Origin of the sequence: Riemerella columbipharyngis (genome assembly GCF_900101995.1) — a bacterium.
GTDB lineage: Bacteria > Bacteroidota > Bacteroidia > Flavobacteriales > Weeksellaceae > Riemerella > Riemerella columbipharyngis.
The window spans coordinates 1-25,691 of record NZ_FNAS01000011.1 but is presented as its reverse complement, the minus strand read 5'-3'; the positions used below and the strand labels follow the sequence as shown (position 1 = coordinate 25,691).

Annotated in this window: 22 protein-coding genes; 8 read left to right on the top strand and 14 right to left on the bottom strand. The window is 35.9% G+C overall.

Translation table 11 applies throughout. From position 1 onward, the window contains the following. Window positions 1–15: 15 nt before the first annotated feature. Together BLS89_RS06865 and BLS89_RS06860 are read left to right on the top strand one after the other, a co-directional pair. Window positions 16–246 carry a uroporphyrinogen decarboxylase gene (locus tag BLS89_RS06865; protein WP_092736895.1) on the top strand — a complete coding sequence of 77 codons (231 nt, stop codon included), beginning with the start codon at window positions 16–18 and terminating at the stop codon, window positions 244–246. Beyond that, window positions 247–1,353, top strand: a complete 1,107-nt coding sequence (locus BLS89_RS06860; RefSeq protein ID WP_092736893.1) for a glycosyltransferase — start codon at window positions 247–249, stop codon at window positions 1,351–1,353. A gap of 36 nt (window positions 1,354–1,389) precedes the next feature. On the opposite strand, the gene lepA is transcribed toward BLS89_RS06860, so the two are convergent. Next, on the bottom strand, window positions 1,390–3,186 hold the full coding sequence (gene lepA, locus BLS89_RS06855) for a translation elongation factor 4 (RefSeq protein ID WP_092736891.1): 1,797 nt from the start codon (window positions 3,184–3,186) through the stop codon (window positions 1,390–1,392). 149 nt (window positions 3,187–3,335) lie between these two features. Beyond that, window positions 3,336–3,698 (bottom strand): DUF805 domain-containing protein, encoded by a 363-nt coding sequence (locus BLS89_RS06850; RefSeq protein WP_092736889.1) that lies wholly within the window; start codon window positions 3,696–3,698, stop codon window positions 3,336–3,338. 240 nt (window positions 3,699–3,938) lie between these two features. Here BLS89_RS06850 and BLS89_RS06845 point away from each other — a divergent pair, with 240 nt between their 5' ends. The 4 genes from BLS89_RS06845 to BLS89_RS06830 all read left to right on the top strand — a co-directional run bounded on the left by BLS89_RS06845 (window position 3,939) and on the right by BLS89_RS06830 (window position 9,353). Next, window positions 3,939–6,095 carry a patatin-like phospholipase family protein gene (locus tag BLS89_RS06845; RefSeq protein WP_092736888.1) on the top strand — a complete coding sequence of 719 codons (2,157 nt, stop codon included), beginning with the start codon at window positions 3,939–3,941 and terminating at the stop codon, window positions 6,093–6,095. Between the two features lie 17 nt (window positions 6,096–6,112). Next, entirely contained in the window at window positions 6,113–6,538 is a 426-nt protein-coding gene (ybeY, locus tag BLS89_RS06840) for an rRNA maturation RNase YbeY (RefSeq protein ID WP_092736886.1), read from the top strand. Window positions 6,539–6,622: 84 nt separating this feature from the next. Then, window positions 6,623–8,485, top strand: coding sequence for a tRNA uridine-5-carboxymethylaminomethyl(34) synthesis enzyme MnmG (mnmG, locus tag BLS89_RS06835; RefSeq protein WP_092736884.1), 1,863 nt, complete (start codon window positions 6,623–6,625; stop codon window positions 8,483–8,485). A gap of 46 nt (window positions 8,486–8,531) precedes the next feature. After that, complete coding sequence (locus tag BLS89_RS06830; protein WP_092736882.1) at window positions 8,532–9,353, top strand: class I SAM-dependent methyltransferase; 822 nt, start codon at window positions 8,532–8,534, stop codon at window positions 9,351–9,353. Window positions 9,354–9,466: 113 nt separating this feature from the next. Here the strand turns inward: BLS89_RS06830 and trpS are convergent, their stop codons facing one another. Next, window positions 9,467–10,438 carry a tryptophan--tRNA ligase gene (trpS, locus tag BLS89_RS06825; protein WP_092736880.1) on the bottom strand — a complete coding sequence of 324 codons (972 nt, stop codon included), beginning with the start codon at window positions 10,436–10,438 and terminating at the stop codon, window positions 9,467–9,469. A gap of 26 nt (window positions 10,439–10,464) precedes the next feature. Next, window positions 10,465–11,181, bottom strand: coding sequence for a hypothetical protein (locus BLS89_RS06820; RefSeq protein ID WP_092736878.1), 717 nt, complete (start codon window positions 11,179–11,181; stop codon window positions 10,465–10,467). 132 nt (window positions 11,182–11,313) lie between these two features. Between BLS89_RS06820 and BLS89_RS06815 the strand changes: the two genes are divergently transcribed. Together BLS89_RS06815 and BLS89_RS06810 are read left to right on the top strand one after the other, a co-directional pair. Beyond that, on the top strand, window positions 11,314–12,294 hold the full coding sequence (locus tag BLS89_RS06815) for an aminodeoxychorismate synthase component I (RefSeq protein WP_092736877.1): 981 nt from the start codon (window positions 11,314–11,316) through the stop codon (window positions 12,292–12,294). Continuing rightward, window positions 12,278–12,883 (top strand): aminotransferase class IV, encoded by a 606-nt coding sequence (locus BLS89_RS06810; RefSeq protein WP_092736875.1) that lies wholly within the window; start codon window positions 12,278–12,280, stop codon window positions 12,881–12,883. Before BLS89_RS06815 ends, BLS89_RS06810 begins: the two co-directional genes overlap by 17 nt. On the opposite strand, the gene menD is transcribed toward BLS89_RS06810, so the two are convergent. From menD to BLS89_RS06770, 10 genes are all read right to left on the bottom strand, one after another. Further along, window positions 12,867–14,549 (bottom strand): 2-succinyl-5-enolpyruvyl-6-hydroxy-3-cyclohexene-1-carboxylic-acid synthase, encoded by a 1,683-nt coding sequence (gene menD / locus BLS89_RS06805; protein WP_092736873.1) that lies wholly within the window; start codon window positions 14,547–14,549, stop codon window positions 12,867–12,869. The genes BLS89_RS06810 and menD overlap by 17 nt on opposite strands. A gap of 50 nt (window positions 14,550–14,599) precedes the next feature. After that, a complete protein-coding gene (locus BLS89_RS06800) occupies window positions 14,600–15,532 on the bottom strand; it encodes a S66 peptidase family protein (RefSeq protein ID WP_092736871.1) in 933 nt (310 codons plus the stop codon). Next, a complete protein-coding gene (locus BLS89_RS06795) occupies window positions 15,489–16,214 on the bottom strand; it encodes a LysE family translocator (RefSeq protein ID WP_092736869.1) in 726 nt (241 codons plus the stop codon). Before BLS89_RS06795 ends, BLS89_RS06800 begins: the two co-directional genes overlap by 44 nt. Before the next feature lie 70 nt (window positions 16,215–16,284). Continuing rightward, entirely contained in the window at window positions 16,285–18,438 is a 2,154-nt protein-coding gene (gene rnr, locus BLS89_RS06790; protein ID WP_092736867.1) for a ribonuclease R, read from the bottom strand. Window positions 18,439–18,471: 33 nt separating this feature from the next. Continuing rightward, window positions 18,472–18,903, bottom strand: a complete 432-nt coding sequence (gene rpiB / locus BLS89_RS06785) for a ribose 5-phosphate isomerase B (protein ID WP_092736865.1) — start codon at window positions 18,901–18,903, stop codon at window positions 18,472–18,474. 852 nt (window positions 18,904–19,755) lie between these two features. After that, window positions 19,756–19,896, bottom strand: coding sequence for a helix-turn-helix transcriptional regulator (locus tag BLS89_RS06780; RefSeq protein ID WP_394330515.1), 141 nt, complete (start codon window positions 19,894–19,896; stop codon window positions 19,756–19,758). Window positions 19,897–21,928: 2,032 nt separating this feature from the next. Then, window positions 21,929–22,096, bottom strand: coding sequence for a hypothetical protein (locus BLS89_RS10650; protein ID WP_176763266.1), 168 nt, complete (start codon window positions 22,094–22,096; stop codon window positions 21,929–21,931). Between the two features lie 61 nt (window positions 22,097–22,157). After that, on the bottom strand, window positions 22,158–22,325 hold the full coding sequence (locus BLS89_RS10645) for a Rossmann-fold NAD(P)-binding domain-containing protein (RefSeq protein ID WP_176763265.1): 168 nt from the start codon (window positions 22,323–22,325) through the stop codon (window positions 22,158–22,160). 202 nt (window positions 22,326–22,527) lie between these two features. Further along, on the bottom strand, window positions 22,528–24,813 hold the full coding sequence (locus BLS89_RS06775; protein ID WP_092736863.1) for a multicopper oxidase domain-containing protein: 2,286 nt from the start codon (window positions 24,811–24,813) through the stop codon (window positions 22,528–22,530). A gap of 100 nt (window positions 24,814–24,913) precedes the next feature. Continuing rightward, window positions 24,914–25,192, bottom strand: coding sequence for a hypothetical protein (locus BLS89_RS06770; RefSeq protein WP_143017742.1), 279 nt, complete (start codon window positions 25,190–25,192; stop codon window positions 24,914–24,916). Between the last annotated feature and the right edge of the window lie 499 nt (window positions 25,193–25,691).

The following is a 25,691-nucleotide window of genomic DNA, read 5'->3' as shown; positions in this document are numbered from 1 at the left end:
CATAAATCTTATTAAATGAGTCCTACTATTATTCAATATATAGGCTATGCTGCATCGGTTTTTATAGTACTTAGTTTTGTACTTAAAAATATTAAACATATTCGTATCGTGAACCTTATCGGGTGTATTTGTTTCGTCATCTATGGTGCGATGAACGATACGGTGCTATGGCCTATCATTATCCCAAATGCTCTTCTTTCTTTTATACAAGTCTATTATTTGATAAAGCTTTCAAAAAACGGGTAGATGGAAATTCTTGTCTCGGCATTTAGCAATCTTTCCACAGACCAAAGAATAGAAAAAGTTTGTAGAACACTACACAATACAGGGTATAAACTCACCCTCATAGGTAATGACTGGGGAGATTGTACGCCGCTGGAGCGTCCTTATCCGGTAGAAAGAATACATTTGAAATCCAAGACTCTGAGAGGGGCTTATGTAGAGTTTAATTATAAACTTTATTCTAAACTTAGTGCACGAATATCCTGTGATACGGTGCTTCATGCCAATGATTTAGATGCTCTGCTGCCAAACTATTTATTGTCAAAGAAAAATAAAATACCTCTGCTCTTTGATAGCCACGAGATATTTACCGAAATGCCTGCCATACAAGGGAGATGGACACAGAAGGTATGGCGGTTTTTGGAAAAAAGAACACTGCCAAATTTACAATATATGATGACCGAAAGCCAAAGCTATGCAAATTGGTTCAAAGAAAAATACGGTGTACATTCTATTGTGGTAAGGAATATTCCTTTCAGGATTGATACCATTCCCGAATTTTCCAAAACGGATAAAAAAATAATTCTCTACCAAGGGGCTATCAATCCCTCAAGAGGTTTGGACAAAGCTATTATGGCAATGAAGCATCTTCGAAATCAAAATGCCATTCTCAAGATTGCGGGAGATGGTCCTAAGAAATCCGAATATGAAAAACTTGCTAAGGATTTAGGTTTAGAGCATTGTGTTCATTTTGCAGGGCGGCTTCTTCCGCAGGAACTTAGGAAATTGACTCAAACGGCTAATGTGGGTTTGAGCCTTGAAGAAAACGGAGGTGTAAGCTACCTTTATTCATTACCGAACAAAGTCTGTGATTATATACAAGCCAGAGTTCCTATCGTGATGATTAACTTCCCCGAAATGCAGAGAATTCATAAGGATTTTAAGATCGGTGAAATGATTGATAATCATTCCCCAAAAATAATTGCAGAGCATATAGATAAAGTACTTGATAACGGGAGAGAACATTATCTTCCTGAGCTTGACAGAGCCTCCAAAGTTTTCTGTTGGGAAAACGAAGAACCAAAAATTTTAGCCCTATACAAAAAAATCATCAAGGATAATTTCTCTTGATGATTTAATCTTTTTCTTTATCAAAAATTTTTAAGCCTAATCATTAAGCTTAAGTACCGCCATAAAGGCAGACTGAGGAACTTCTACTCGACCTATTTGTTTCATTTTCTTCTTACCTTCTTTTTGTTTTTCGAGAAGTTTTCGTTTTCTGGAAATATCACCACCATAGCACTTGGCTGTAACATCTTTTCTCAAAGCTTTTATAGTTTCCCTTGCGATTACTTTAGTTCCCAAAGCGGCTTGTACTGCAATATCAAACTGTTGTCTTGGGATAAGCTCTCGTAGTTTTTCACACATCTTTTTACCAATGCCATAGGCATTGTCTTGGTGTATTAGTGATGATAAAGCATCTACCATATCGCCATTGATGAGGATATCCATTTTCACAAGCTTGGAAGCTCTAAATCCAATTGGATGATAATCAAAAGAAGCATAGCCTTTGGATATGGATTTAAGTCTGTCGTAGAAATCAAAAACGACTTCGGCGAGAGGCATATTAAATACCAATTCCACTCTGTCCGCCGTGAGGTAGCTTTGGTTCACTATTTCCCCTCTCTTTTCTATACACAGTGTCATTACCGCTCCTACAAAATCAGATTTGGTAATGATGGAAGCTTTGATATAAGGTTCTTCTACCCTATCCATCACGCTTGGATCCATCATTTCCGAAGGATTGTTGATAAGGATTGTTTTTTCGGGTTCTTTTTTGGTATAGCCGTGGTAAGAAACATTGGGCACGGTAGTGATGACATTCATATTAAATTCCCTGTCCAGTCTTTCTTGCACTATTTCCATATGAAGCATTCCCAAAAAACCACATCTAAACCCAAAGCCTAATGCGGCAGAACTCTCTGGCTCGAATACAAGAGAAGCATCATTCAAACGAAGTTTTTCTAATGAAGACCTTAGTTCTTCGAAATCTTCACTTTCTACAGGGTAAATACCGGCAAATACCATTGGCTTTACTTCTTCGAAACCTTCTATTGGGCTATCGGCAGGGTTTTCCACGCTTGTAATGGTATCACCTACTTTTACCTCTCGGGCATCTTTTATTCCGGAAATAATGTAGCCCACATCGCCGCATTTTATTTCTTTTTTCGGCTGTTGTTTTAGTTTGAGGGTTCCTACTTCATCGGCTTCATAGGTTTTGTTTGTTGCTATAAACTTCACCTTCTCTCCCTTTTTTATTTTTCCGTTTACCACCTTGAAATAGGCTTCTATTCCACGGAATGGGTTATATACAGAGTCAAATATTAGAGCTTGTAGCGGTGCATCGGGGTTACCCTTTGGCGCAGGTATTCTTTCTACTATTTGCTCCAGAAGCTCGTGTACGCCTTCTCCTGTTTTTCCTGAAACTCTTAGGACATCTTCGTATTTGCAGCCGATGAGATTCATTATTTCATCGGTTACTTCTTCAGGATTTGCAGAAGGAAGGTCTATTTTATTGAGTACCGGAATAATTTCCAAATCATTTTCTAATGCCAGATAAAGATTGCTAATCGTCTGAGCCTGTATGCTCTGTGCAGCATCCACTATCAACAATGCTCCTTCGCAAGCGGCTATGGAACGGGATACCTCGTAAGAGAAGTCCACATGCCCAGGTGTATCAATGAGATTGAAAATATACTTTTCACCTTTATACTCGTAGTCCATTTGTATGGCGTGGGATTTTATGGTAATACCACGCTCTTTTTCCAGCTCCATATCGTCCAAAGTTTGTGCTTGTAATTCTCTCTGCGTAACGGTATTGGTGTACTCCAAAAGACGGTCTGCCAGAGTTGATTTACCATGGTCTATATGCGCTATAATGCAAAAATTTCTAATATTTTTCATATAAGATATTCAGTAATCGGCAAAGATAATGATTTTTAATTTTTTGATGGAGTAATATTGAGATAAGAAAATACAGATATAGGATATGGAGCTAAAAAAAGCTGAAATATTTATTCTCAGCTTTAGTTAAAATTTTATTTTCAGTTAACCTAATTTTTAGGATCTTCTCCATACATATTTGGTCCTTTATTTCCGTCGGTAAACATTAGAACAATTAGCCAAATACTTCCAATTATAGGAATTAAACCTATAAGAATAAACCAACCACTTTTACCAACATCATGAAGTCTTCGTACTGTAACAGCTAATCCCGGAATAAGAGTTATCAAACCATAAAGAGTATAAACAACCCCGTATGGTAGATTTTCTATAGTTAGTCCCAACAAGTTATCTATACCCATTGCTACTAACGCAAAAATGAAATTAAACAAGTAGAAGTACCAATATTCACTTCTTCTCGCTCTACCACTAAAGGTAGCATAGTTTCTTAAACACTCTAAATAATACTTCATAATTAAACAAATTTGATTTATCGCAAAAATAATATAAAAATTTTAATAATAAAAGAGTATTTTTCTAATACATTAATACCCTTGAATTTCTTTCAAAAAGCTATCTAATTAGTTTTTAATTCATTCTTTTTCTATATATTTAGCGAAACAAAAATTCCCATAGTCAGGTGTAATTCATTTTTATACTTTATCTTTGCCTAATCATTTGCAGAGATTTAGCCTATATAATGTTATTTCGGTATGATGAAAATATTTTCCTTTATTCTTTTGATAATTACAGGGTTTCTCGGTGCACAGGTGAGAAACCAGATTGCTATAACACCCGATGCCAAAGTAGGGCTTTCCTTGGCAGGTGGCGGTGCAAAGGGTTTTGCTCATGTAGGGGCTCTTAAAGTTTTGGACTCTCTCGGAGTAAAGATAGATTATATCTCTGGAACGAGTATGGGAGCTATCGTTGGTGGGTTATACGCATCGGGGTACACGGGGAAAGAAATAGAGAAAATAATTTTGAACACCGATTTTTACAAAATTATTGCCAATGAAAAAAACCGTAAGGAGACTCCTTTTTTCAATAAAACCAATGATAGGTATATGTTTACCTTTCCTATCAAAGACGGCAAGGTTATATTTTTGCCTAAGGCTATATCTACAGGGCAGAAAAATGTCTATATGCTGAATGAACTGCTAAAGAACACTTCTAATGTTGAGGATTTTTCCAAAATGCCTATTCCCTTTATGTGTGTCGCCACAAACTTGGAAACCGGGGAGAAGAAAATTTTTCAAAAAGGAAATCTGGTAAATGCGATAATGGCAAGTGCCGCCTATCCTTCTCTAATGGATCCTGTAAAAATAGGAGACAGTCTCTATATAGACGGTGCGATGACTATGAATTATCCCTCGGAACCACTTAAAAAGAAAAAAGGAATGGATATCGTAGTTGGGGTAGATCTCAGTCAAGAGCTTGCAAAAAGGGAAGATTTGCAGAGTGCGGTGAGTATTCTTAATCAGGTCATAGATTTTGGAATACAGGAGGAAACTAAAAACCAATATTTATATACAGACATTAACATCCACCCTAATTTAGACGGGCTCGATGCAACGAGCTATGGAGACAAAAAGAGAATATTAGATTCCGGCTATGCAGAAACGCTGAAATATGTGGATATACTCAACAAGTTACCTAAAAGAAAAGTAAAATATCTTAGACCAAAAACTAATGATATTTTTCAGAATGTCTATAGAATAGACAGCTTGGAAGTTTTACAAAGCAAAGTATTTAATAAAGCCTATATACAAGGTAAAATGAATCTAAAACTCCCTTCTATACAGACTTACGGAACTATAAATAAAATGATTGATAAACTCTATGCTACTAATAATTACAATTTAATCAATTACGATATAATCCAAAGTGATAATCATAATATACTTAAATTAACAGTAACAGAGGACAAGAGCAGATTTTTCATAAAATTAGGACTTCACTATGATGAGGTTTTTAAGAGTGGATTTTTGGTAAATGCTACTGCGAAAAGATTTTTATTCAGAAACTCCATCACTTCCTTTGATGTGGTATTGGGAGACAACCCTCGTTATTACTTTAATTATGTAATAGATAATGGATATATTCCGGGTGGAGGTATTTCGGCTTCAGGAATGCAGCTTTCTCTCAAAGATTCGAAGGGAGATATATTCGAGAAATGGAACTGGTTCCGAAGCGATATTTTCGTACAATCTGTATGGAAAGACCGCTATGCCATTGGTGGTGGTTTAAGTTTAGATTTATACAAAATACAGAATAATGGAGTACCAACAAAAAAATACTTTAACTCTTATGTCTTTATAAAAAGTGATACTCAAGACGATAAAAATTTCCCTACACGAGGTATCTATATGGACGCCGAAGGTAAAATAATAGACTTATTCAACGAAGATATTGATAAAAAACCAATCCAAGTAAAAGGGGACTTAAGGTTTAATTTCCCAATTGCTAAATTCTTAACCTACCAACTGAATCTATTTGGGGGCTTTACCCTTAATGACCAGCAATTGCCTGCCTATTACCTTTACAGACCTGGTGGAATATTCGAACAAAAAGTTAATAATTTTATAGGACTAAATGGATATTACTTCGGAAGTTTAAGTAGTTCTAATGTACTAATCGCTAGACAAAATTTACAATTTAAATTTGATAAAAACTATTTTATCATTGCTAATGCTGATTTAGCCAACATTTTTGAAGAAATTAATATGAACCAAATACTTCAAATCAACCATAGTTCCTTAGGGATTACTGTGGGTTATAAGTCACCATTTGGACAGATTAGACTCAATTATAGTAAGGCATTAAACCCTAATAAAGGAATGTTCAATGTAGTCTTAGGACACTGGTTTTAGAATTTTATAATAAAAAAATGATACAATTTTTCTTTGAATCTATCGAACCCACACCCATAGACCAAGCCATAGAACATTGGCTAAAGCAAGTCATAGTAAACGAACACAAAAAAGTAGGTGATATCAACTATATACTTTGTGATGATGACTACTTATTGAAAATAAACCAAGACTATCTTCAGCACGATTATTATACGGACATCATTACTTTCGACTATGTAAAGGGGTCTACGATAAACGGTGATATTTTTGTATCTTTGTCGCGCATTTCGGACAACGCCTCTACTCTATCCAAATCTTACGATGAGGAATTTCGCAGAGTTTTAGTGCATGGTATATTACATCTTTGTGGATATAAAGACAAAACTGAACAAGAAGCGTCAGAAATGCGAAATAAAGAAGATGAATATTTGAATTTATGGAACACATTGAATAACTCATAATATTCTTCATATAAAAACTTCCAATGTTTCACGTGAAACATTAATTAAATTTTTACTAAATACAATCAATACGATACTTAAAATATGATTAATCAAATATACGATGTCATCGTTGTAGGTGCTGGTCATGCAGGTTGTGAGGCAGCAGCAGCAGCAGCTAATTTAGGCTCTTCTACCCTACTCATCACTATGAATATGGAAACTATCGGAAAAATGAGTTGCAACCCTGCCATGGGTGGAATTGCCAAAGGACAAATCGTGAGAGAAATAGATGCCATGGGTGGATATAGCGGGATCATTGCGGATAAATCTGCAATACAATTTAAAATGCTTAATCTTTCCAAAGGTCCTGCCATGTGGTCGCCAAGAACACAAAATGACAGAATGCTATTTGCAGAAGAATGGCGCTTAGCCCTAGAAAACACACCGAATTTGGATTTCTTTCAAGATATGGTAAAGCAATTAATTATCGAAGGAAATAAAGTCACTGGTGTCATCACTTCTTTAGGGATAGAAATAAAAGGAAAATCTGTTATCTTAACCAATGGAACTTTTCTCAATGGGTTAATCCATGTAGGTGATAAGCAATTGGGCGGCGGTAGAATGGGTGAGCCAAAAGCTTATGGTATTACAGAACAATTGGTAAATTTAGGCTTTGAAGCTGGAAGAATGAAAACAGGAACACCACCAAGAGTAGACGGCAGAAGTTTAGATTATTCTAAAATGGAAGAGCAACCTGGTGATCCTAATCCTAAAAAATTCTCTTATTTAGATACGCCTATTCTTAAAAAACAACGCTCTTGCCACATTGTTTACACCAATGAAACTGTACACGATATTTTAAGATCTGGATTTGATAGAAGCCCAATGTTTAATGGTACAATTCAAAGTATAGGACCTAGATATTGCCCAAGTATAGAAGATAAAATCAATCGTTTTGCTGAACGCAACAGACATCAACTTTTTATAGAACCCGAAGGTTGGAAAACCATAGAAATTTATGTTAATGGCTTTAGTTCTTCCCTACCAGAAGAGATTCAGATACAAGCAATGAGGCACATTCCAGGCTTTGAAAATGTAAAAGTCTTCCGCCCAGGTTATGCCATAGAATACGACTACTTCCCTCCTACCCAACTGAAACATACCCTAGAAACAAAATTAATAGAAAATCTCTATTTCGCAGGTCAAATTAACGGAACTACCGGATATGAAGAAGCGGCAGGACAAGGACTCATTGCGGGGATTAATGCCCATAATAAAGTTAGAGGGAAAGATGAATTTATCCTTAGCAGAGACGAGGCTTATATAGGTGTGCTTATAGATGACCTTATCACAAAAGGAACGGAAGAACCTTATAGAATGTTTACTTCTCGTGCCGAATACAGATTACTTTTAAGACAAGATAATGCCGATATTAGGCTTACGGAAATGTCCTATAAAATGGGTTTAGCTAAGGAGGATAGAATGAGAAAAGTGGAAGAAAAAATAAAGCAAAGCCAGGAACTGGAAGACTTTCTAAAAGAAACTTCTCTAAAACCCAAAGAAATCAATCCGTTATTAGAGACTATCAACTCTTCCCCTGTGGATCAAGCTTACAGAGCATCACAAATCCTCACGAGACCCAATATGTCTTTGGAAAAATTAGAAAAACTTGACAAAATTAAAGAAAAATCTTCTGTCTATTCGGATGAGGTTCGGGAGCAGGCAGAAATCAATATAAAATACAGAGGATATATAGAAAAAGAAAAGGAAAATGTAGCGAAACTACAAAGGCTGGAAAATATCAAAATTCCTGATGATTTTGACTTTGGAAAGATTAGTAGTTTATCCGCAGAAGCAAAACAAAAGCTGAATAAAGTGAAGCCAAAGACAATAGCTCAGGCTGGTAGAATCAGTGGAGTTTCACCGGCAGATATTAATGTTTTATTGATATTTTTAGGAAGATAAAAAGAAATGTTTCACGTGGAACATTAGAATATAGATTGACAAAAAAATGAAAGTAAAAGATCATTTTCTATCGCAGGAAGTTTTTGAAATAATAGAAACGGATGTGGAAGGTGTGATGAAAACAAATCCTATTCCCCACAATATAGCAAACTATTATAATAGCAAAAAATACATTTCGCATAATCAAGATGGGAAGGGAATAAAAGAGCGGGTTTATAAGTTTTTTCAGCATTACAACCTAAAATACAAAAAGAATATATTGGATTCCGTGGGGCTGAATTCCGATTCTGTGGTTTTAGATTACGGATGTGGTGCCGGAGAATTTGTGAAGTTTATAGAAAAAGAATACAAAACTTATGGCTACGAACCCAACGAAAAGGCGAGAGCTATTGCAAAAAGTAAATTCCAGAGAGCCGAGTTTTTGGATAGTGTGGGAGAAATAGTACGAGACTCTTTAGATGTGATTACACTTTGGCATGTCTTTGAGCATATAGAGGAGCAAAAAGACATATTGGAATTGTTTTATTCTAAACTGAAACCGAAAGGAAAACTTATTATAGCGGTTCCCAATTATACCTCTTACGATGGACGAAGGTATAAAGAATTTTGGGCTGCTTATGATGTACCAAGGCATATTTTTCATTTCTCAAGAAAAGGGATGCAAAATCTAATGAACAATTCTTTTTGGAAAGTGATAGATATAAAGCCTCTTCTACTCGACTCGTTTTATATTTCTATGTTAAGTGAAAAATACAAAAAATCGATGTTGTTTTGGTTGAAAGGATTCGTTTTCGGAGCGATTTCTAATTTTAAGGCATTAAAATCGGGTGAATTTTCAAGTTTGATATATATAGTCGAAAAAAGATAGTTTTTGGATTTTTGGCTTGTTTATGAAAGCCGGTTTTTGTTTCTGAAAGAAATTTTTACAGAAAATAAAAAAGTGAGCAATTATATTTTTGCTCACTTTTCGTTTTTTAGATTTTAAATGATGCCCAAGCTCTTCCTCACCCGAGATAAAGTTTCTAAAGCTATCGGGCGAACTTTTTTGGCACCCTCTTGTAATTTTTCTTCCAGCTCGTCGAGGTTAGTCATATAATAGTCGTACAATCCTCGCTCTTTCTCAAATTTGGTTAAGATAAGATTTAAGAGTTCTGTTTTAGCGTGTCCATAGCCAAAGTTTCCAGCTAAGTATTTTTCTCTAAGACTTGCAGTTTCATCATCACTGGCGATAAGCTGATAAATAGCAAAAACCTTATCGGTATCAGGATCCTTAGGCTCTTCTAAGGTTTTAGAGTCCGTTTCTATGGACATAATTTGTTTTTTTAGTTGCTTCTCAGGCAGGAATATATTGATGATATTTCCTCTGGATTTAGACATTTTGTTGCCATCGGTACCCGGCACATACTTAGTATTCTCTTGCAAATCTTCTTGTGGTAATACGAATACTTCTCCCATCTGATGGTTAAATCTCGCACCCATATCCCTTGCCATTTCCAAGTGTTGGAGTTGGTCTTTGCCTACAGGGACAATCTCTGCATCGTAGAGCAAAATATCCGCTGCCATAAGGACAGGATAGGTAAACAACCCTGCATTGATATCTGCGAGGCGATCTGCTTTATCCTTAAAGGAATGAGCTAATGTAAGTCTCTGGTAAGGGAAAAAACAAGACAGATACCAAGATAGCTCACAAACTTCAGGAATATCGCTCTGGCGGTAGAAATAAGTTTTATCCGTATCCAAGCCACACGCCAGCCACGCCGCTGCTATCTCGTAAGTATTTTTTTTGAGCATTTCCGCATCTTTTATTTGCGTAAGAGAGTGCATATTTGCAATGAATAGAAACGACTCATTTTCCGGTTTTTTTGCTAATTCGATGGCGGGAATAATCGCACCTAAAAGATTGCCGAGATGAGGCGTACCTGTGGACTGAATTCCTGTAAGTATTCTTGACATAAGTTTGTTTATAATAAAATTAAAAGTTAGTTCATATTTTTATAGACGGCATAAATCATCGCATTCCAAAAAGGGAATGTCAGTAAAAGCCCAATTCCAAAGAATAAAAGTCCGCAATAGCTGAACAGAAGGGATATCAAGACCCCTACTAATACCATTGGAAAATCGATTTTGAGAAATTGAATATTGACCTTAAAAGCCTTAATAATTCCGCATTTCTGGAAGAATAGAATAGGTGAAATTAAGAAAGTAAAGAACACCCAAACAAAGCCTAAATTAACATAAGAAATTAGGCTGGATACAACTATCCAAAATAGATAGTACCCAAAGAAAATAGGGAAATTATTACCCCTAAATCCCTCAAACAAGTCCGAAACTCTTGGGCGGATACCCAAATCCATATTGTTATATATTCGGAAAAATCCGATATTCAGAGGATACAGCAAGGCTTTGATGAAAATGATGAAAAACATCAGATACTGTACCTCTTGGCTTTCTAAAAGACGCTCTAATTTTTTTGCAATAGCTTCAGGATTACTGTTTTTTGTAACGGCTAAAGTGAATTTATGAAAAGTCTCTTCTAAGCCTAACATTTTTATAGCTGTAGAAATAAAAATAAAAAGCATTATGGAATAAATAAGAGAGAATATCAGCTGAAAAAAAATAGTTTTGTACCAATATCTAAAGGCATTTCCTATTACAGCTTCCATACTCTCTTTACGATAATTTTTCAAAGGTTCCATAGATAAAATATTTATGCAAAAATAAAGAATAAATATTCAAATAAAGAAATACCCAACGAATTACAAACAGTGATACCCCACAAAGGATACAGCTCGGTTTCTCGCTTCTCTTTATTTTTATATTTTTGTATAATGAAACATTCGTCTTCTTCCATTTTTAGAATAATGGATCAATACTCGGAGAGTGCTATGCCTTTCTTTTTCATCATCAATTTTTTAGCTGATGAGGCAGAGGTTTTTTCGGAAAAAGAATTAACAAATAGCGGTATAGAAGTAGATTTCCCAAACTATAAAACCAATAAAAATCCAGCAGAGAGCGGCATAGAGAATATAGAATGGAAAGCCTATCCGTGTACTAAAGAGGCTTATGAAAAAGGCTTTAATATGGTTCAAAAACACCTAAGAAGAGGAGATTCCTATCTCGTAAACTATACGGCTAAGACCCTTGTGGAAACCAATCTTTCGCTTAAAAATATTTTTGATAAGGCGGAGGCGAAGTATAAAATGCTGTATCCGAATAAGTTCGTGTTTTTCTCACCGGAAACCTTTGTGGAGATTAAGGACAATGTCATTTCTACTTGTCCGATGAAAGGAACCATAGATGCAGATATCCCTGATGCAGAACAAAAACTAAAGAACGATACTAAAGAAAAAGCAGAACACTATACAGTAGTGGATTTATTGAGGAATGACCTTAGTATGGTGGCAGATGAAGTACGGCTAAAGCATTTCCAGAGGATAGATTATCTGAAAACAACGAATAAAAATCTCTATGCGATGAGCTCTGATATTGAAGGTATTATTAAGCCTAAATATCGGAAAAATATTGGTTCTCTCTTAGAAAAACTTTTGCCGGCAGGCTCCATACTTGGGGCGCCGAAGCCCAAAACTTTAGAAATTATATTAGAGGCAGAAGATTATGAAAGGGGCTACTATACGGGAATTTGTGGCTATTTTGATGGGAAAGATTTAGACACCTGTGTGATGATAAGGTTTATAGAAAACCACGACGGAAAGCTGTATTTCAAAAGCGGCGGCGGCATTACGCATATGAGCGATTTGGATAGTGAATACGAAGAGATGAAAAACAAAATCTATGTCCCGATTTATTGAAAGCATTAAGGCACAAGACCGTCAGATTTATTTATTGGATTTGCATCAAGAGCGTATTGATAGAACATTTTTTGAAAAGACAGGAAAACGCTCTTTCTCTTTAGAAAATATTTTATCTAATATAGAAATACCGGATTTTGGAAAATATAAAATGAGAGTTGTATATGACCTTCGTAGTAGTATTAAGGTAGAGCTTATCCCTTATCAGCCGGCTATTGCAGAGAATTTTGAGCTAATGGAAAATTCGGGAATAGACTATCACCTCAAATACGAAAATAGAACAATATTCAGCGAAATGAAACAGGCGTCTAAAGCACAGGAAATCATAATATTGAAAGGAAACAAGATTACGGATTCGTCTTATTCTAATATTATCTTTTTTGATGGAAGCCAATGGTTTACCCCAAAAACATATTTGCTTAATGGGGTGCAAAGACAGCGTTTAATTGCTCAAAATAAAATTACGGAGGCCGACATCAGCCTCAGGCATATTCTTGATTTTTCCCACTTCAAACTCATCAATGCGATGAACGATTTAGAAGAGGCAGTCCCCTACCCTATCGATAAAATTATTAATTTTCCGAATTGAGTTTCATCGCTTGGAAGTAATTTTTCAGGGTATCGGCATTTGGGCAATTTTTGGTATAGACTTCCAATATTTTTGGCTTATGTTCCGGCTTAAAGAAATTCTCTATACTTCGTTCGAGGCTCGGTAAGTCCTCTGCACGGAAATAATTAAAACCAAAATGTTTAGCCAAAGTTTCCGCATTCTTAGCGTGTTCTGTAGCAATGAATTCATCTACGGCATTGGTCGTATTCGGTCCGGGAATGATACGGAATATATTACCTTCGCCGTTATTTAGCAAAATAATTCTCGTGTATGGCGGAATATACTGGTTCCAAAGCCCGTTTATATCATAGAAAAAACTAATGTCGCCGGTAATCAATAGGGTTGGATTTTCGTTTGCTATTGCATATCCCATCGCTGTGGAAGTGCAGCCGTCTATCCCGCTGGTTCCTCTATTGCAATAGACTTTATTCTTTTCGGAAAAGTTGAAAAGTTGTGCGTACCTTATGGAAGAGCTATTAGAAAAATGAATGTCATATTGTTCCGGGATATAGTTTGAAATAATCTCAAAAGCCTTAAAATCCGAGAAAGGCGCTTGTATGCAATAATCACGGTGTTTGCGGTCTATCTTGTCTTTTAGGCTTTCCCAAAGTGTAAAATAAGGTTGTGGCTTAATTTTAATTTTTTGAATAAACTGGGGTAGAAATTCGTCTGCCTTGGCAGGGATTTTTTCTGATAAAGCGAAATATGTATCCGGATGCCAATAGGGGTCTATGTGCCAATGATTAGGGATTAAGGTTTTCCTCAATAGTTGTTTAATCTTTTTTGACACAACATTTTGCCCGATGGTAATGAGTAAATCCGGGGCATAGTTCTGAAATTCTTTCTCGGAAAAATTGAAGATATACCGGTCTATATGATTGAAAAATTTTTCATTATATAGATTAGAATTAGATTCTGTAAGAATTACGGCATTATTGTTTTTTGCTAACTGAAAAAGGCATATTTCCAGTTTGGGGTTTTTATCCATCGTCCCTACCAGAATCATTATTTTTTTGGCTGTATTCCAAGTGGCGACCAGCCGTCCGGGTATTTCATACTTCTTTTTAGGGATTGTTTTTTCTACGGAAGGCATCACCGGAAGTTCCGGCACCAGTTCGTACAGAGGCTCTTCCAGAGGAATATTGATGTGTACCGGACCTTGCTTTTCTATGCAAAGTTCTATCGCTCTTTTGATGCTGTTGAAGTTGATTTCATCAGCATTTTCTTTACTATCTTCCAACAACTGAAAATCCCCATAAGAGTGTTGGTGAAACAATTCCTCTTGCCTAATTGTCTGACCATCAAAAATATCGGTGTAATCCGAAGGGCGGTCTGCCGTAAGGATTAATAAAGGGATATTTTGATAAAAAGCTTCTACCACCGCAGGATAATAATTAACTGCCGCAGAGCCGCTGGTACACGATACGGCTACCGGCTTTTTCTGACTTTTCGCCATCCCCAAAGCCACAAATCCGGCACTTCTTTCATCTACAATGCTGTAACAATTAAACTCATCAAACTCTGTGAAATGTATTGCCAAAGGGGCATTCCGAGAGCCCGGCGAAATCACGATATTGCTAATGCCGTACTGCGTAAGTAAATGGGCTAAAATCTGAACACTGCGCTTAGAGGTATATTGTTTCATCTAAAGGGATTTAGTAAATTAAAGATTGATTGCAAAGTTAGTGAATCGCATTAGAAAATCACCGATGATATCTTATCTATTGTCAATTCTACCTCTGCACCGATGATGATAGGTTGATTTTCGTAGATATGCCCGTTAAGAAATCCGAAAAGTTTAGGTATTCGATAATTTTTAAGGCGGTGCGCAATGATTTGATAGGCTTTTTCATCGAAAGAAGAGGAATAAGAATCGTTATTGCTCTCCTCCCCCATATTGGTCATTCCTCCGACAATGATACCTTTTATACTTTCAAAAACACCGGCTAAATCAAGCGCCATAAGCATTCTATCCAAAGCATAAAAGTGTTCTCCAATCTCCTCTATAAAAAGGATTTTGTCTTTGAAATCAAATGAAAAAGGTGTTCCCAATAGAGCGTAAATAAGTGCTAAGTTTCCCCCGACTATTTGTCCCTTTGTATGCCCAATTTCATTGTATTGATTTTCTTCAACTAAAAACTTAGGTTTAAAGCCTTCGAGGATGTCAAATATCATAGGATATGCCTTATCACAAACTCCGAAAGATGAAGTTTTAAGCGTCTGTCCACTAATACTTTGATAGCCACTTTTAAGTAAAAAACTTTGCATAGCGGTATTATCCGAATAGCCTATATACCATTTAGGATTATTTTTAAATTGAGACAAATCCAGATGCTTTATGAGATGCTGGCAGCCATATCCCCCGCGGGTTGCCCAAATGGCGGAAAATTCAGGACTGTTCATTGCCCACTGAAGGTCGGACAGCCTTTCGGCTTCGGTGCCGGAATAGGCATAGCCTTGCTCATCAAATAGACCTAAACAATGTTCCGATAAAACAGGCTCGTATCCCCTATTTTTTATGAGCCGAAGGGTATTTTCTATCTGAGAGAGTTCCGTAGCTCCTGCCGGTGAGATTACGGCGATTTTATCTCCTTTCGTTAATTTCTTTGGACTGATGGGGTATTTCATTTTTATGTTTTGTAGAATCTTTCATATAGCCGCTTCTTTCTAATTCTCTGTCGAAACGGTTAAATTTCTTAAAACTTTGAAGGAAGATAAATACACTGAAAACAATGAGAATGCCGCCTACAATATCTCGAATTCTATTGGCGACATTTTGGGTGAGTTTGTAGTGAAGCCTTTTCGCCAAAGCAATTTTGATAATGTCTATCCCTACATAGGTGGCAATCATAATCCCTACATAGAGCATGAATTTAAGAGGATTAGGATATTGGTTTCTTACGGAAATAACGGTTACCAGCCAAAACAGCACTACGCCAATATTCAAAATATTGAGAAGAAAACCATTAATAAAGGTTTTGAAATAATTTTGATTAATGATTTTGGTTTCTCCTTCTATGTGCATTTTGGTTTTAGAAACAATCATATAGATGCCGTAGATAAAGATGATAAATGCTGTAATTCTGTAAAAACCAGGGTGCTTGTCTATGATTTCCACTAAATCATCACTTGCAAAATACGCTACCAAAATACACATTATGTCCGCCGATATTACACCCATATCCAGTGAGAATGCGTGTTTCGGACCTCGCGAGAAACTTGTTTCTATTAGTAGAAAGAAAATTGGTCCTATAAAAACCAAACTCAGCATCAGCCCAAGTCCAACGGCGGAAATAATCAATTCAAACATTTTCTATTTCATTAAATCAAGACAAAATTTTGCCCAAAAACATATACAAAAGTAAGAAAAACTTATTTTATCACTTCACAATTTTGAAATCTAATTGTTTTTGTATCAGGTTTGCCTTCATTACTTTTATTTTCACTTCATCTCCCAGACGGTATTGGTTTTGGGTTCTTATGCCGTACACAGCGTGAGATTTGGCATCGTATTGATAAGAATCGTCCATTAAATCTCTTAGCTTGATGAGTCCCTCTGCTCCATTCTCGGGAATCTGTACCCAAAATCCGAACTCTGCAACGCCGGATATCACGCCCGTAAACTCCTCTCCTATATGCTTGTCCATAAACTTAACTTGCATAAATTTGATGGAATCTCTCTCTGCATCTGCCGCCAATCGCTCCATTTGACTGCAATGTTTGCATTTCTCTTCGTAGCTGGCTTTATCAGGTGATTTGCCTTTGTCTAAATAATGCTGCAACAATCTGTGGGCAATAAGGTCCGGATACCGCCTGATAGGTGAAGTAAAATGGGTATAAAAACTGAAACCAAGCCCGTAATGCCCGATAGGCTCGGTAGAGTAGAATGCTTTGCTCATAGATCGCATTGCGAGGGTTTCTATCATATTCTCTTCGCCTTTTCCTTTTACGGCGCTGAGAAGGTTGTTCATACTATTGGCAATTTTCTTGCTGTTGGCCAAGTCCATTTTGTATCCGAATGTTGTTACAAAATCCCGAAGTGCTTCCAATTTGGTAGGATCCGGATCATCGTGGACTCTGTATATAAATGTTTTTCCCGTAGGAACGCCTTTGCTGCTTTGGGATATGAATTCGGATACTTTTCTATTGGCTAAAAGCATAAACTCTTCTATCAGATGGTTGGCATCTTTAGAGATTTTGAAATAAACCCCAATAGGTTCATTTTGCTCATTGAGATTAAATTTGACTTCGCTTCTGTCGAAAGTGATGGCACCGTTCTTTATTCGTTTTTCTCTAAGAATTTTAGCAAGTCTATCCAGCTGTAGTATTTCTTCTGAAAAATCGCCAATGCCTGTTTCTATACGCTCTTGGGCTTCTTCGTAGGTAAACCGTCTGTCTGAATGTATGACTGCTCTCCCGAACCACTCTTTTACGATTTCGGCTTTATCATTGATTTCAAAAACTGCAGAAAAAACATATTTGTCCTCATTTGGACGAAGAGAGCAAACGTCGTTACACAGTACTTCCGGAAGCATAGGCACTACTCTATCTACCAGATAAACAGAGGTCGCCCTTTGGTACGCTTCCTCGTCTATACAGCTTCCCGGGGTAACATAGTGGGAAACATCTGCAATGTGGACACCAATCTCCCAATGCCCGTTTTTCAGTTTCTTTATGGATAATGCATCATCAAAATCTTTGGCATCTTTTGGGTCTATGGTAAAGGTGCAGATGTCTCTCATATCACGGCGTTTTTTCAGCTCTTCGGGGGAAATGTTGCGGTTTATGTTCCGAGCCTCTGTTTCCACATTTTCGGGAAAGCTGTACGGTAGTCCGTATTCCGATAGTATGGAGTGGATTTCCGTTTCGTGTTCGCCAGGTATGCCGAGAATTTTTATGATTTCGCCTTCCGGATTTTTAGAGTCAGGTTTCCAATCGGTCATCTTCACTAAAACCTTATCTCCATTTTTTGCATTGTTTATTTTTCCTTTAGGAATGAAGATGTCTGTGTTGATTTGTTTTTTGTCGCAGACGACGAAGCCAAAATCTTTATGTTTGATAAACTCAAATATTCCCACGAACTCCTCTCTATTTCTCTCCAAAACTTCTAAGACAGAGCCTTCGAGCTTTTTTTCTTTGAAGTGATAAGTTACGATAAGGACTTTGTCCCCTTGTAGAGCATCTTTTACATTTCTGGAATGTATGAAAATATCATCGTCTAAGCCCTCTACTCTCACATAGGCATTTCCGGATAGGTTAAAATCTATGATGCCCGTAAGAGTGCCTTTTATTTTTAGGTTAATGATATACTTGCCTTTTTCCGCCTCTTTTATTTTTTCGTCTGCGATGAGCTTGTGCAGGGCTTGTATTACTTGTTCTCTCTGGCGGGGATTTTTGTAATCTATTCCGTCTGAAATCTGTTTGTAATTGTAGATTTTAGCGGAATTTTTATTCATAAAATTAAGGATCAAGCGTCCTATCTCTCTAAGTTTTTTATCATTTTTTTTAGAGATAAATTTTCTTTTTTTAGCCATTTTGTGTAGGTGTATTTTTATGTATTAAGTGTTTTAGCACGCCGAAATTTTTTCTACTCTGCGTTCGTGCCTTCCTCCTTCGAAATTGGTATTGATGAATGTTTCTGCTATTTCTAAAGCCAATTCTTTTGCGATAAATCGTGCCGGCATTGCGAGCATATTGGCGTTATTGTGCTGGCGTGAGAGTGCAGCAAGCTCGGGCATCCAGCATAGAGCACAGCGGATATTTTTATGTTTGTTCGCCGAGAGCTGCACTCCTTGTCCGCTTCCGCAAATGAGAATCCCAAAAGTGTTTTCTCCGCTTTCTACAGAATTAGCGGCAGGATGCACAAAATCGGGATAATCCACAGAATCGGAGGAATGTGTTCCGAAGTCTTGTATTTCGTATTTCTCAGAAAGTTGTTTTTTAAGGTATTCTTTGTATTCAAATCCTGCATGGTCGCAGGCGATAGCTATTTTTATCATTTTTAATAAAATTTAATTCTCTACAAATTTAGGAAAATTATAATAGAGTTTTAGAGGAATTTTAACTCTTATTTTTTCTCTATATTTGTTAAGATTATAGTTAAATTTTATTGAGTAGAAGTTTTATGTCGGATAATTAATCTCTATTTTCTGAGTTTTTCTGTCAGAAGTTCTTAATTTCTGCATAGTTTTAGTCTTTTGTCTTTGTCAAACCATGAAAAGATGCGTTCTATAATCAGTCTTTTGAAAACAGTCTGAAAATCTGTTTTTCTTTTCTGAACTTTGTATCGCTACATTGATTAAATAGTCGAATTTGTTTTTTTTTATTACTGACAGAAATCCGTTTTTGCCCATTTGCTGTAGTAGTAATTAACCAGTTCCCACTTTGGAAAATCATTAGGACGCTTCCGTCATTAGTAGCCCGTTTTCACTATGTACACAATGGCATTTTAGACGATTTTCAAATGATATTTTCACTTTCTATTGTTGAAATCCAAAGTATTTTTTATAAATTGCCACTGATTGTCAGTAATGTTGGTTGGATAATTTTCATAGTAACTTAATTTGTAGATTTCTATAAAGTTACGAATATTTATAGTGTAAATAACTGAAAAAATAAGCTTTTATAATAAAATATTATATTATAAAATTCTTAGATTTTAATTTTTAACAGAAGGCTTATACTTCTCTTCTAAACATTTTTTTATCCGTTTAGCCTATATATATTATTTTTTTGCTTTGTATGTTTCCTTGTTTTTTTACTTTTAATATTTTAGAATTTAGAGAAAAACTAATCTTCCTCTTCTAGTATAAAAATTTCCTCTATGGATTTTTCGAAATAATGGACTATTTTCAATGCCAAAATCGTAGAAGGTACATACACTTGTTTTTTTCTATTGCATTAATAGTCTGACGGCTTACGGAGATGATTTTAGCCAATTCCTTCTGTGTAATGTTTTTGATGGCACGCTGTACTTTTATCGTATTTTTCATGCTAATTTTTATTTTTTGATAGTAAATAATGAAACAGTATAATAAACAAAATAAGTATTAAAAACATCTGATAAGCCATCATTCATAAAAAGGATATTCTGTAAACAAAAACGAACAGTAAGAAAAGCACCACATAATTAATTAAAAATGCCGACTGGAACGATTGTAAGCACAGATTGGCAATAAACTCGTCTTCTACTACTTCCCGAGAGAATGCTATCAATAAGCGACCTATAATAAATGCAAAGGCTGCTACGGTGTAGGTGAGATTGGTGTAGATAAACTTAAAATAAACGTTCTCACCGAATGAATTATAATCTCCGATAATAGAAAAAACAATTCCACTAATAAGGAAATTGATTGTCTGGTAAGAATCCTGATCAAATCCAAAAAATTGTTGCTAAAGCCATTAATACCCAACCAAAGTATTTTATGCGGTGTGGTAATAAAAATTTTGTTTCCATAAGTGTATTTAAAAATTATTGCATTGCAAATGTAAAATAAAATTTCCTAAATATATAAAACATTTTACATTTTTCCAAAGTATTCGGACAATATGTACAACTTGTGTAAAGAAATACGTTTAATCACTTATTGATAACCTCCCATTAAAGGAGAAATTACTAATTTCACAGATAATAAGCAGAGTAATTACTATAGTTAAGTATTGTATATTTTGAAAAAAAGATATGATAATCAATGATATAACGACTATTTCGGAATATGAATAATATAGACAAGAGGTTTAGGAATTTTATGCAATCCTTCAATGGAATGGCAACAAAGTATATTCAAGAACCATTTGAACTGATTTTTGAAAAAGATGAAGCATAGTACCCAGAGAATGGCTATGTTCTCTACTATTTTTTTACCTCAAATACGGGTTGATTTGCTTTTAAACAAGATCTATTCAATATGCTTATTAGAACTTAGCTTTTTTGTAAATTATTTTAAGACTAATATTCTATTTTTCGTTCGGTGATGTGGGTGGGGTGGATAGTTGTATTTTTGTCACTTTGGGAGTATTTTATTTGTAGAACCCAATTATTTTTTCATCATGCTTATCATATTTGTAAATAAACATTCTATTCAATCTACCATCGGTATCATAATTTGCGTCCTTTGTCTAATTTTCTTCTTTATTGTATGCGTAAATATGTTTCCAAACTAACTTATTGTTAGCATAATTAATAGCAAGCTAATTCTTCGAGATTTTCCCTTTCGTCATACTTATTATAATCGATTTTCCATTCAAAAATTTCCTCTATTGTCGTACATTGCCCTTTCTACTTGCTGCCCTTTTTCATTGTATTTATAAATACTTTTATTAAATGGTGTTTCTTTGGTGTAATAGGATTCTGATTCTGTATTGTTTCCTTTCTCGTCGTGCTTATAAATTTCTTTCTATTTCAAACTATCGTCGGCGTTATAAAATGCTGTTTCTGTTTTGTTGCCTTTTTCATCGTATTTAGCAATTTTTTTTTCAATTCAAATTATACTCAGCTTGTTCTGTTTTATTGTATTTGTAAACAATTCTTCGCTGCAAATCCCTCTTTGGGGTTTTACCTGATTTCTCTTTGGCGATATAAACGGATTCTTCTACTATTTTTACTTTGCCTTTTAGTTCGTCTTTTTTTCAATCTGTTTTATTGTTTTGTCAGAAAGCCAGTTGAGCTGTTAATGATAATAAAAAGAGCTGTTGTTAATTTTAAAATGTAGATTGCTGTCGTTTTTTGGGAGATAAAATTAATTTTTTTTTATAAGAAATTGATTTAGCATAAAATATAATTATACGCAATGCTTTCGAGCTTTCTTCGAGCATCCGCAATTCTTCTTGCACTGTATTTTTAATGTTTTTAACATATTTTTCTAATAATATTAACGTTTATTTTTTTTGTATTTATTGAATTTTTTAACGAAATGAAGACTGCATCCCGATGTTTTTAAGACTTTTATCTTTTTTTTCAAAGCGGGTTTGGACAGAGATTTGAACGATTTCAGTAAAATCTGAGTGTGTTGAAAAACTTAATCATTATGATACCCTACACTTCAATTTTTTGTCGGTATTTTCCCTTATCAATGGCGGAAGATTGAGGATAATGGTTTTACCGAACTCCCGTTTTATAACAGTTTCTTCCAATAGCCCTTTTATTTTAGCATAATAAAATACGGATTTAGGAGAGACTCCTTCCGAGTACACTAGTACATAACTTTCTTCGCTGTTTTCCTTAGCATATTCTACAAATAGGTAAGTTCGCGTTTCACTGTGCCTCTTTGCTCTCTACCGCTTTTAGTATCGTTCCCAGATAGGAAAACAGCATATTGTTTTTCACGAGGGATTTCCATTGTTTGGGTTTTTCAAAATCTACAATGTGCATTCTCAATTTAGGGTGTTCTAAGCTTACTTTTCGGCGGATGAAAATATCCACTTGTTAAAAATTCTTGTCTTCCAATAATAACGACAATAATTCTTTTCCCGTTGCACCAGTAGCTCCTATTAAGGCTTTCATTTTTTATATTTATTATTGCAAAAATAAAGTTTATACAGGTTAAAAATTTATTTTAGAAGGAAAAAACTCCGACTTTATAAAGTCGGAGTCTGGGGCTGTAACAACTTAACTTAAACTATCTCTAAAGCCTTAGCACTAATCCTCCACCCCATTTATAAAGGTTGTGATAGCTTGCCGCTAAAGAAAAATCCCGTGAGAGCATATACTCCATACCAAGCTCCCATTTGGTTTCTCCTGTATATTTTTTGCCTGAAGATTTTGTCCAACCAAAGTCAGCGGTGTATTCATAAGAGGCATTAAAAAACAATCGCGGAAAAAGCAACAGCTCCCGCCCTACTTTAAAAGAGGGACGCCAACGGCTGTCAATACTAATATCCGTATAAAACCGATACGGCGTAAAATATTTTAGTCCTGCTTTCAGTACAGGTGAAGACTCTTGGTAATCTTTACCTATATTATATTTCTCTGACTTCACTCCCAGATAAGTACGTACCCAATCATTAAGGTAGCGGTTGTAGCTCAGTTCTGCCTCAAACCTACCCCGATAGTCCGCCTCTGCAGAGATATCCCATTCGTTGCGAATACTGCTGTAAGTCCAGTTTATACTTGAATAGTTAGAGCCAGTAGCCAATGTTCCCCAGCTGAAATAGGGATCCATTTCTGTCTTTATTTTAGTCTTATCATAAGGTAGCCGCACATCGCGAGGGGTATTGTAGGTGAAAATACGAGTCATTCCCGACATCATATGATACAGAACATGACAGTGGAAAAACCAGTCTCCGCTTTCATCTCCTACCAATTCTATGGTCAATTTATGCATTGGCGGTATATTTACAGTATGCTTCCACGGAGAATAATCTCCGTTTTTACTAATCACACGGAAATAATGCCCGTGCAAATGCATTGGGTGGTGCATCATCGTAAGGTTGTTGAGCGTGATGCGGGTGATAACGCCTTTTTTTATTGTAATTTCATCCGCTTCGGATATGGGGACACCGTTCATACTCCAAACATAGCGTTCCATATTTCCTGTCAAATTCAGTAATATATGGTTTACTGGCAAATTTTTATCAAATACAGATGGGACTTGGGCTTTTAGAAAATCATAGTTAAAATATTTCTCCCGCTCCTGCGGTGTGAAAACTTCCGAAGCCGACATATTGGTATGGCTGTGCATAGACATTTGGTGCATATCGTGCGAATGCCCGTGTTCTTTATGTTCTTTGTGTTCATCCGTCGGCATCATCATATCGTGGTGCATATCCATTCTGCTATGATTGTCATGAGACATTTTCATACCATAGTGTTCCATCTGCTTTTTAGGCTCTGCTTTCTTAGGATTCCAAGCTAATGCCGGAGCACCCATTTTCATATCCATTTCAGATATTGCCTTCATCATTTCTATTTTGTCTGGTTTATCGATAATGCTTGCCGGTATCAGCTTACCGCTACCCAAATGCAGCAAGGTATGCCCCGAGCCGTCTTGAGCCGTAGCTGAAATTTCGAGCTTTCCGTCGGGTATTTGTACGATAAAGTCATAAGTTTCTGCGATTGCCATCAGCAAACGATTTTTGCGGACAGGTTGCACATCTATGCCGTCGGCAGATATGAGCAAAGGATTGGCTTTACCAAAATCCAACCAAAAATAAGTAGATGCAGAGGCGTTAATGAACCGAAGTCTCACTTTTTCTCCGGGCTTCAAATCCGGATACTCTGCTGTTTTCTTGCCATTGGTAAGGAATGCGGGATAATAGACATCTGCAATATCGGGGGCTTCCATCCTATCACGCCACATCTTCAGCTGCGCCCCCAATGCTCCGCGAGAGATGACTTGGCTCAATGGTACTGCGGTTCCTTTCTTTATTTGATACCACTCATTACCGCGTTTTAGGTTTTTAAGAATAGCCTCCGGACGCTCATTAGTCCAATCGGAAAGCACGATTACCAGGTCTTTGTCGTAATCCATACTTTTTTGTTTCGGCAAAATAACGATAGAGCCGTAAACGCCTTTCTGCTCTTGCAACATCGTATGCGAATGATACCAATAAGTACCCGACTGCCTTAGCGGAATGTGGTAGGTGTATGTACTGTGCGGGGCTATAGGTGGCGTTGTAAGAATAGGTACGCCGTCTTCATAGTTAGGTAAAAGCAACCCGTGCCAATGGACGGAAGTAGGCACTGACATTTTATTTTCCACATGTATCACCGCTGAGTCTCCTTCATTGAAGACTAAAGTAGGTCCAGGAACAGAGCCGTTTACCATCATCCCGTTCGTATGGACACCGGCCTTGTTTATTTGTCCTTTTGTTATGGTTAATGTATATTCTTTAACGGGTTTACTCGGACTTGATTGTGCAAATGCGACAACACTCCAAAGCAAACAGAATACAAGCTTAAATATTTTCATTTTGTTTAATTTAATAATGTAACACAAACTCTCCCAATTTTTTTCATCGGAAAAAAGTAAACTAGTAAATTGCAATAATCTTGTGTAAAAATGGAAATAATTAAGCTATCTTGGGTGGTCGCCAAATAGAAAGCAAAATATCTGTAAAACTAGTGGCAATTTCTATGCTATTTTTTTCTTTAGGTTTGAAAAACAGGATTGTAGAAGATTCTATTTTATGTTCAAAAGGAATAATTTTAGCAATGGAACATTGGCAATAAGTACAGCCGCCTTTATCTTTACAATGATCTTTTTGAGGTTTTTTAGAAGATGAGTTACAACATTTCATATTTCCATATAAATGTTGCATCATCTTGCAACTTCCTCTATGAGAAAGCATAGCATAGCAATTCTGCTTAGTGGAAGTCGACAGCTGCAAAGAGGGAAATACCAGAACAATGCTACACAATAACAAAAATATCTTTTTCAGATTCATTTCAAAAGCTATATTGCAAAGTTAGGGATATTTGATGAAAAAACAAGAGATAAACTATAAAATTCGTTTAGATATTTTTGATTAGAACTTTTTTATCATAAAAATAAAATTTTAATGTTTTAGCTAAAATAAAAAATAGTATAACAAAAAAACTCAACCTATTATTTTTATATATATTAGCAACTTAAAATGTAATTAAACTTTATTTTATAAGAAAATCTATTTTTACAAAAGAGTACAAGCATAGGTCTATACTTCTGCCTACTGCGGCATTTTTTCTATTAGTGGATACATTCAACCAACCAATGCGACGCATTGATAAAATCGGTCTTTCGGAGTTCTAAAATTTAAGTTTTCCCTTGGTCTTCGATTATTTCTTTGATATATTCATCATCAAGAGTAC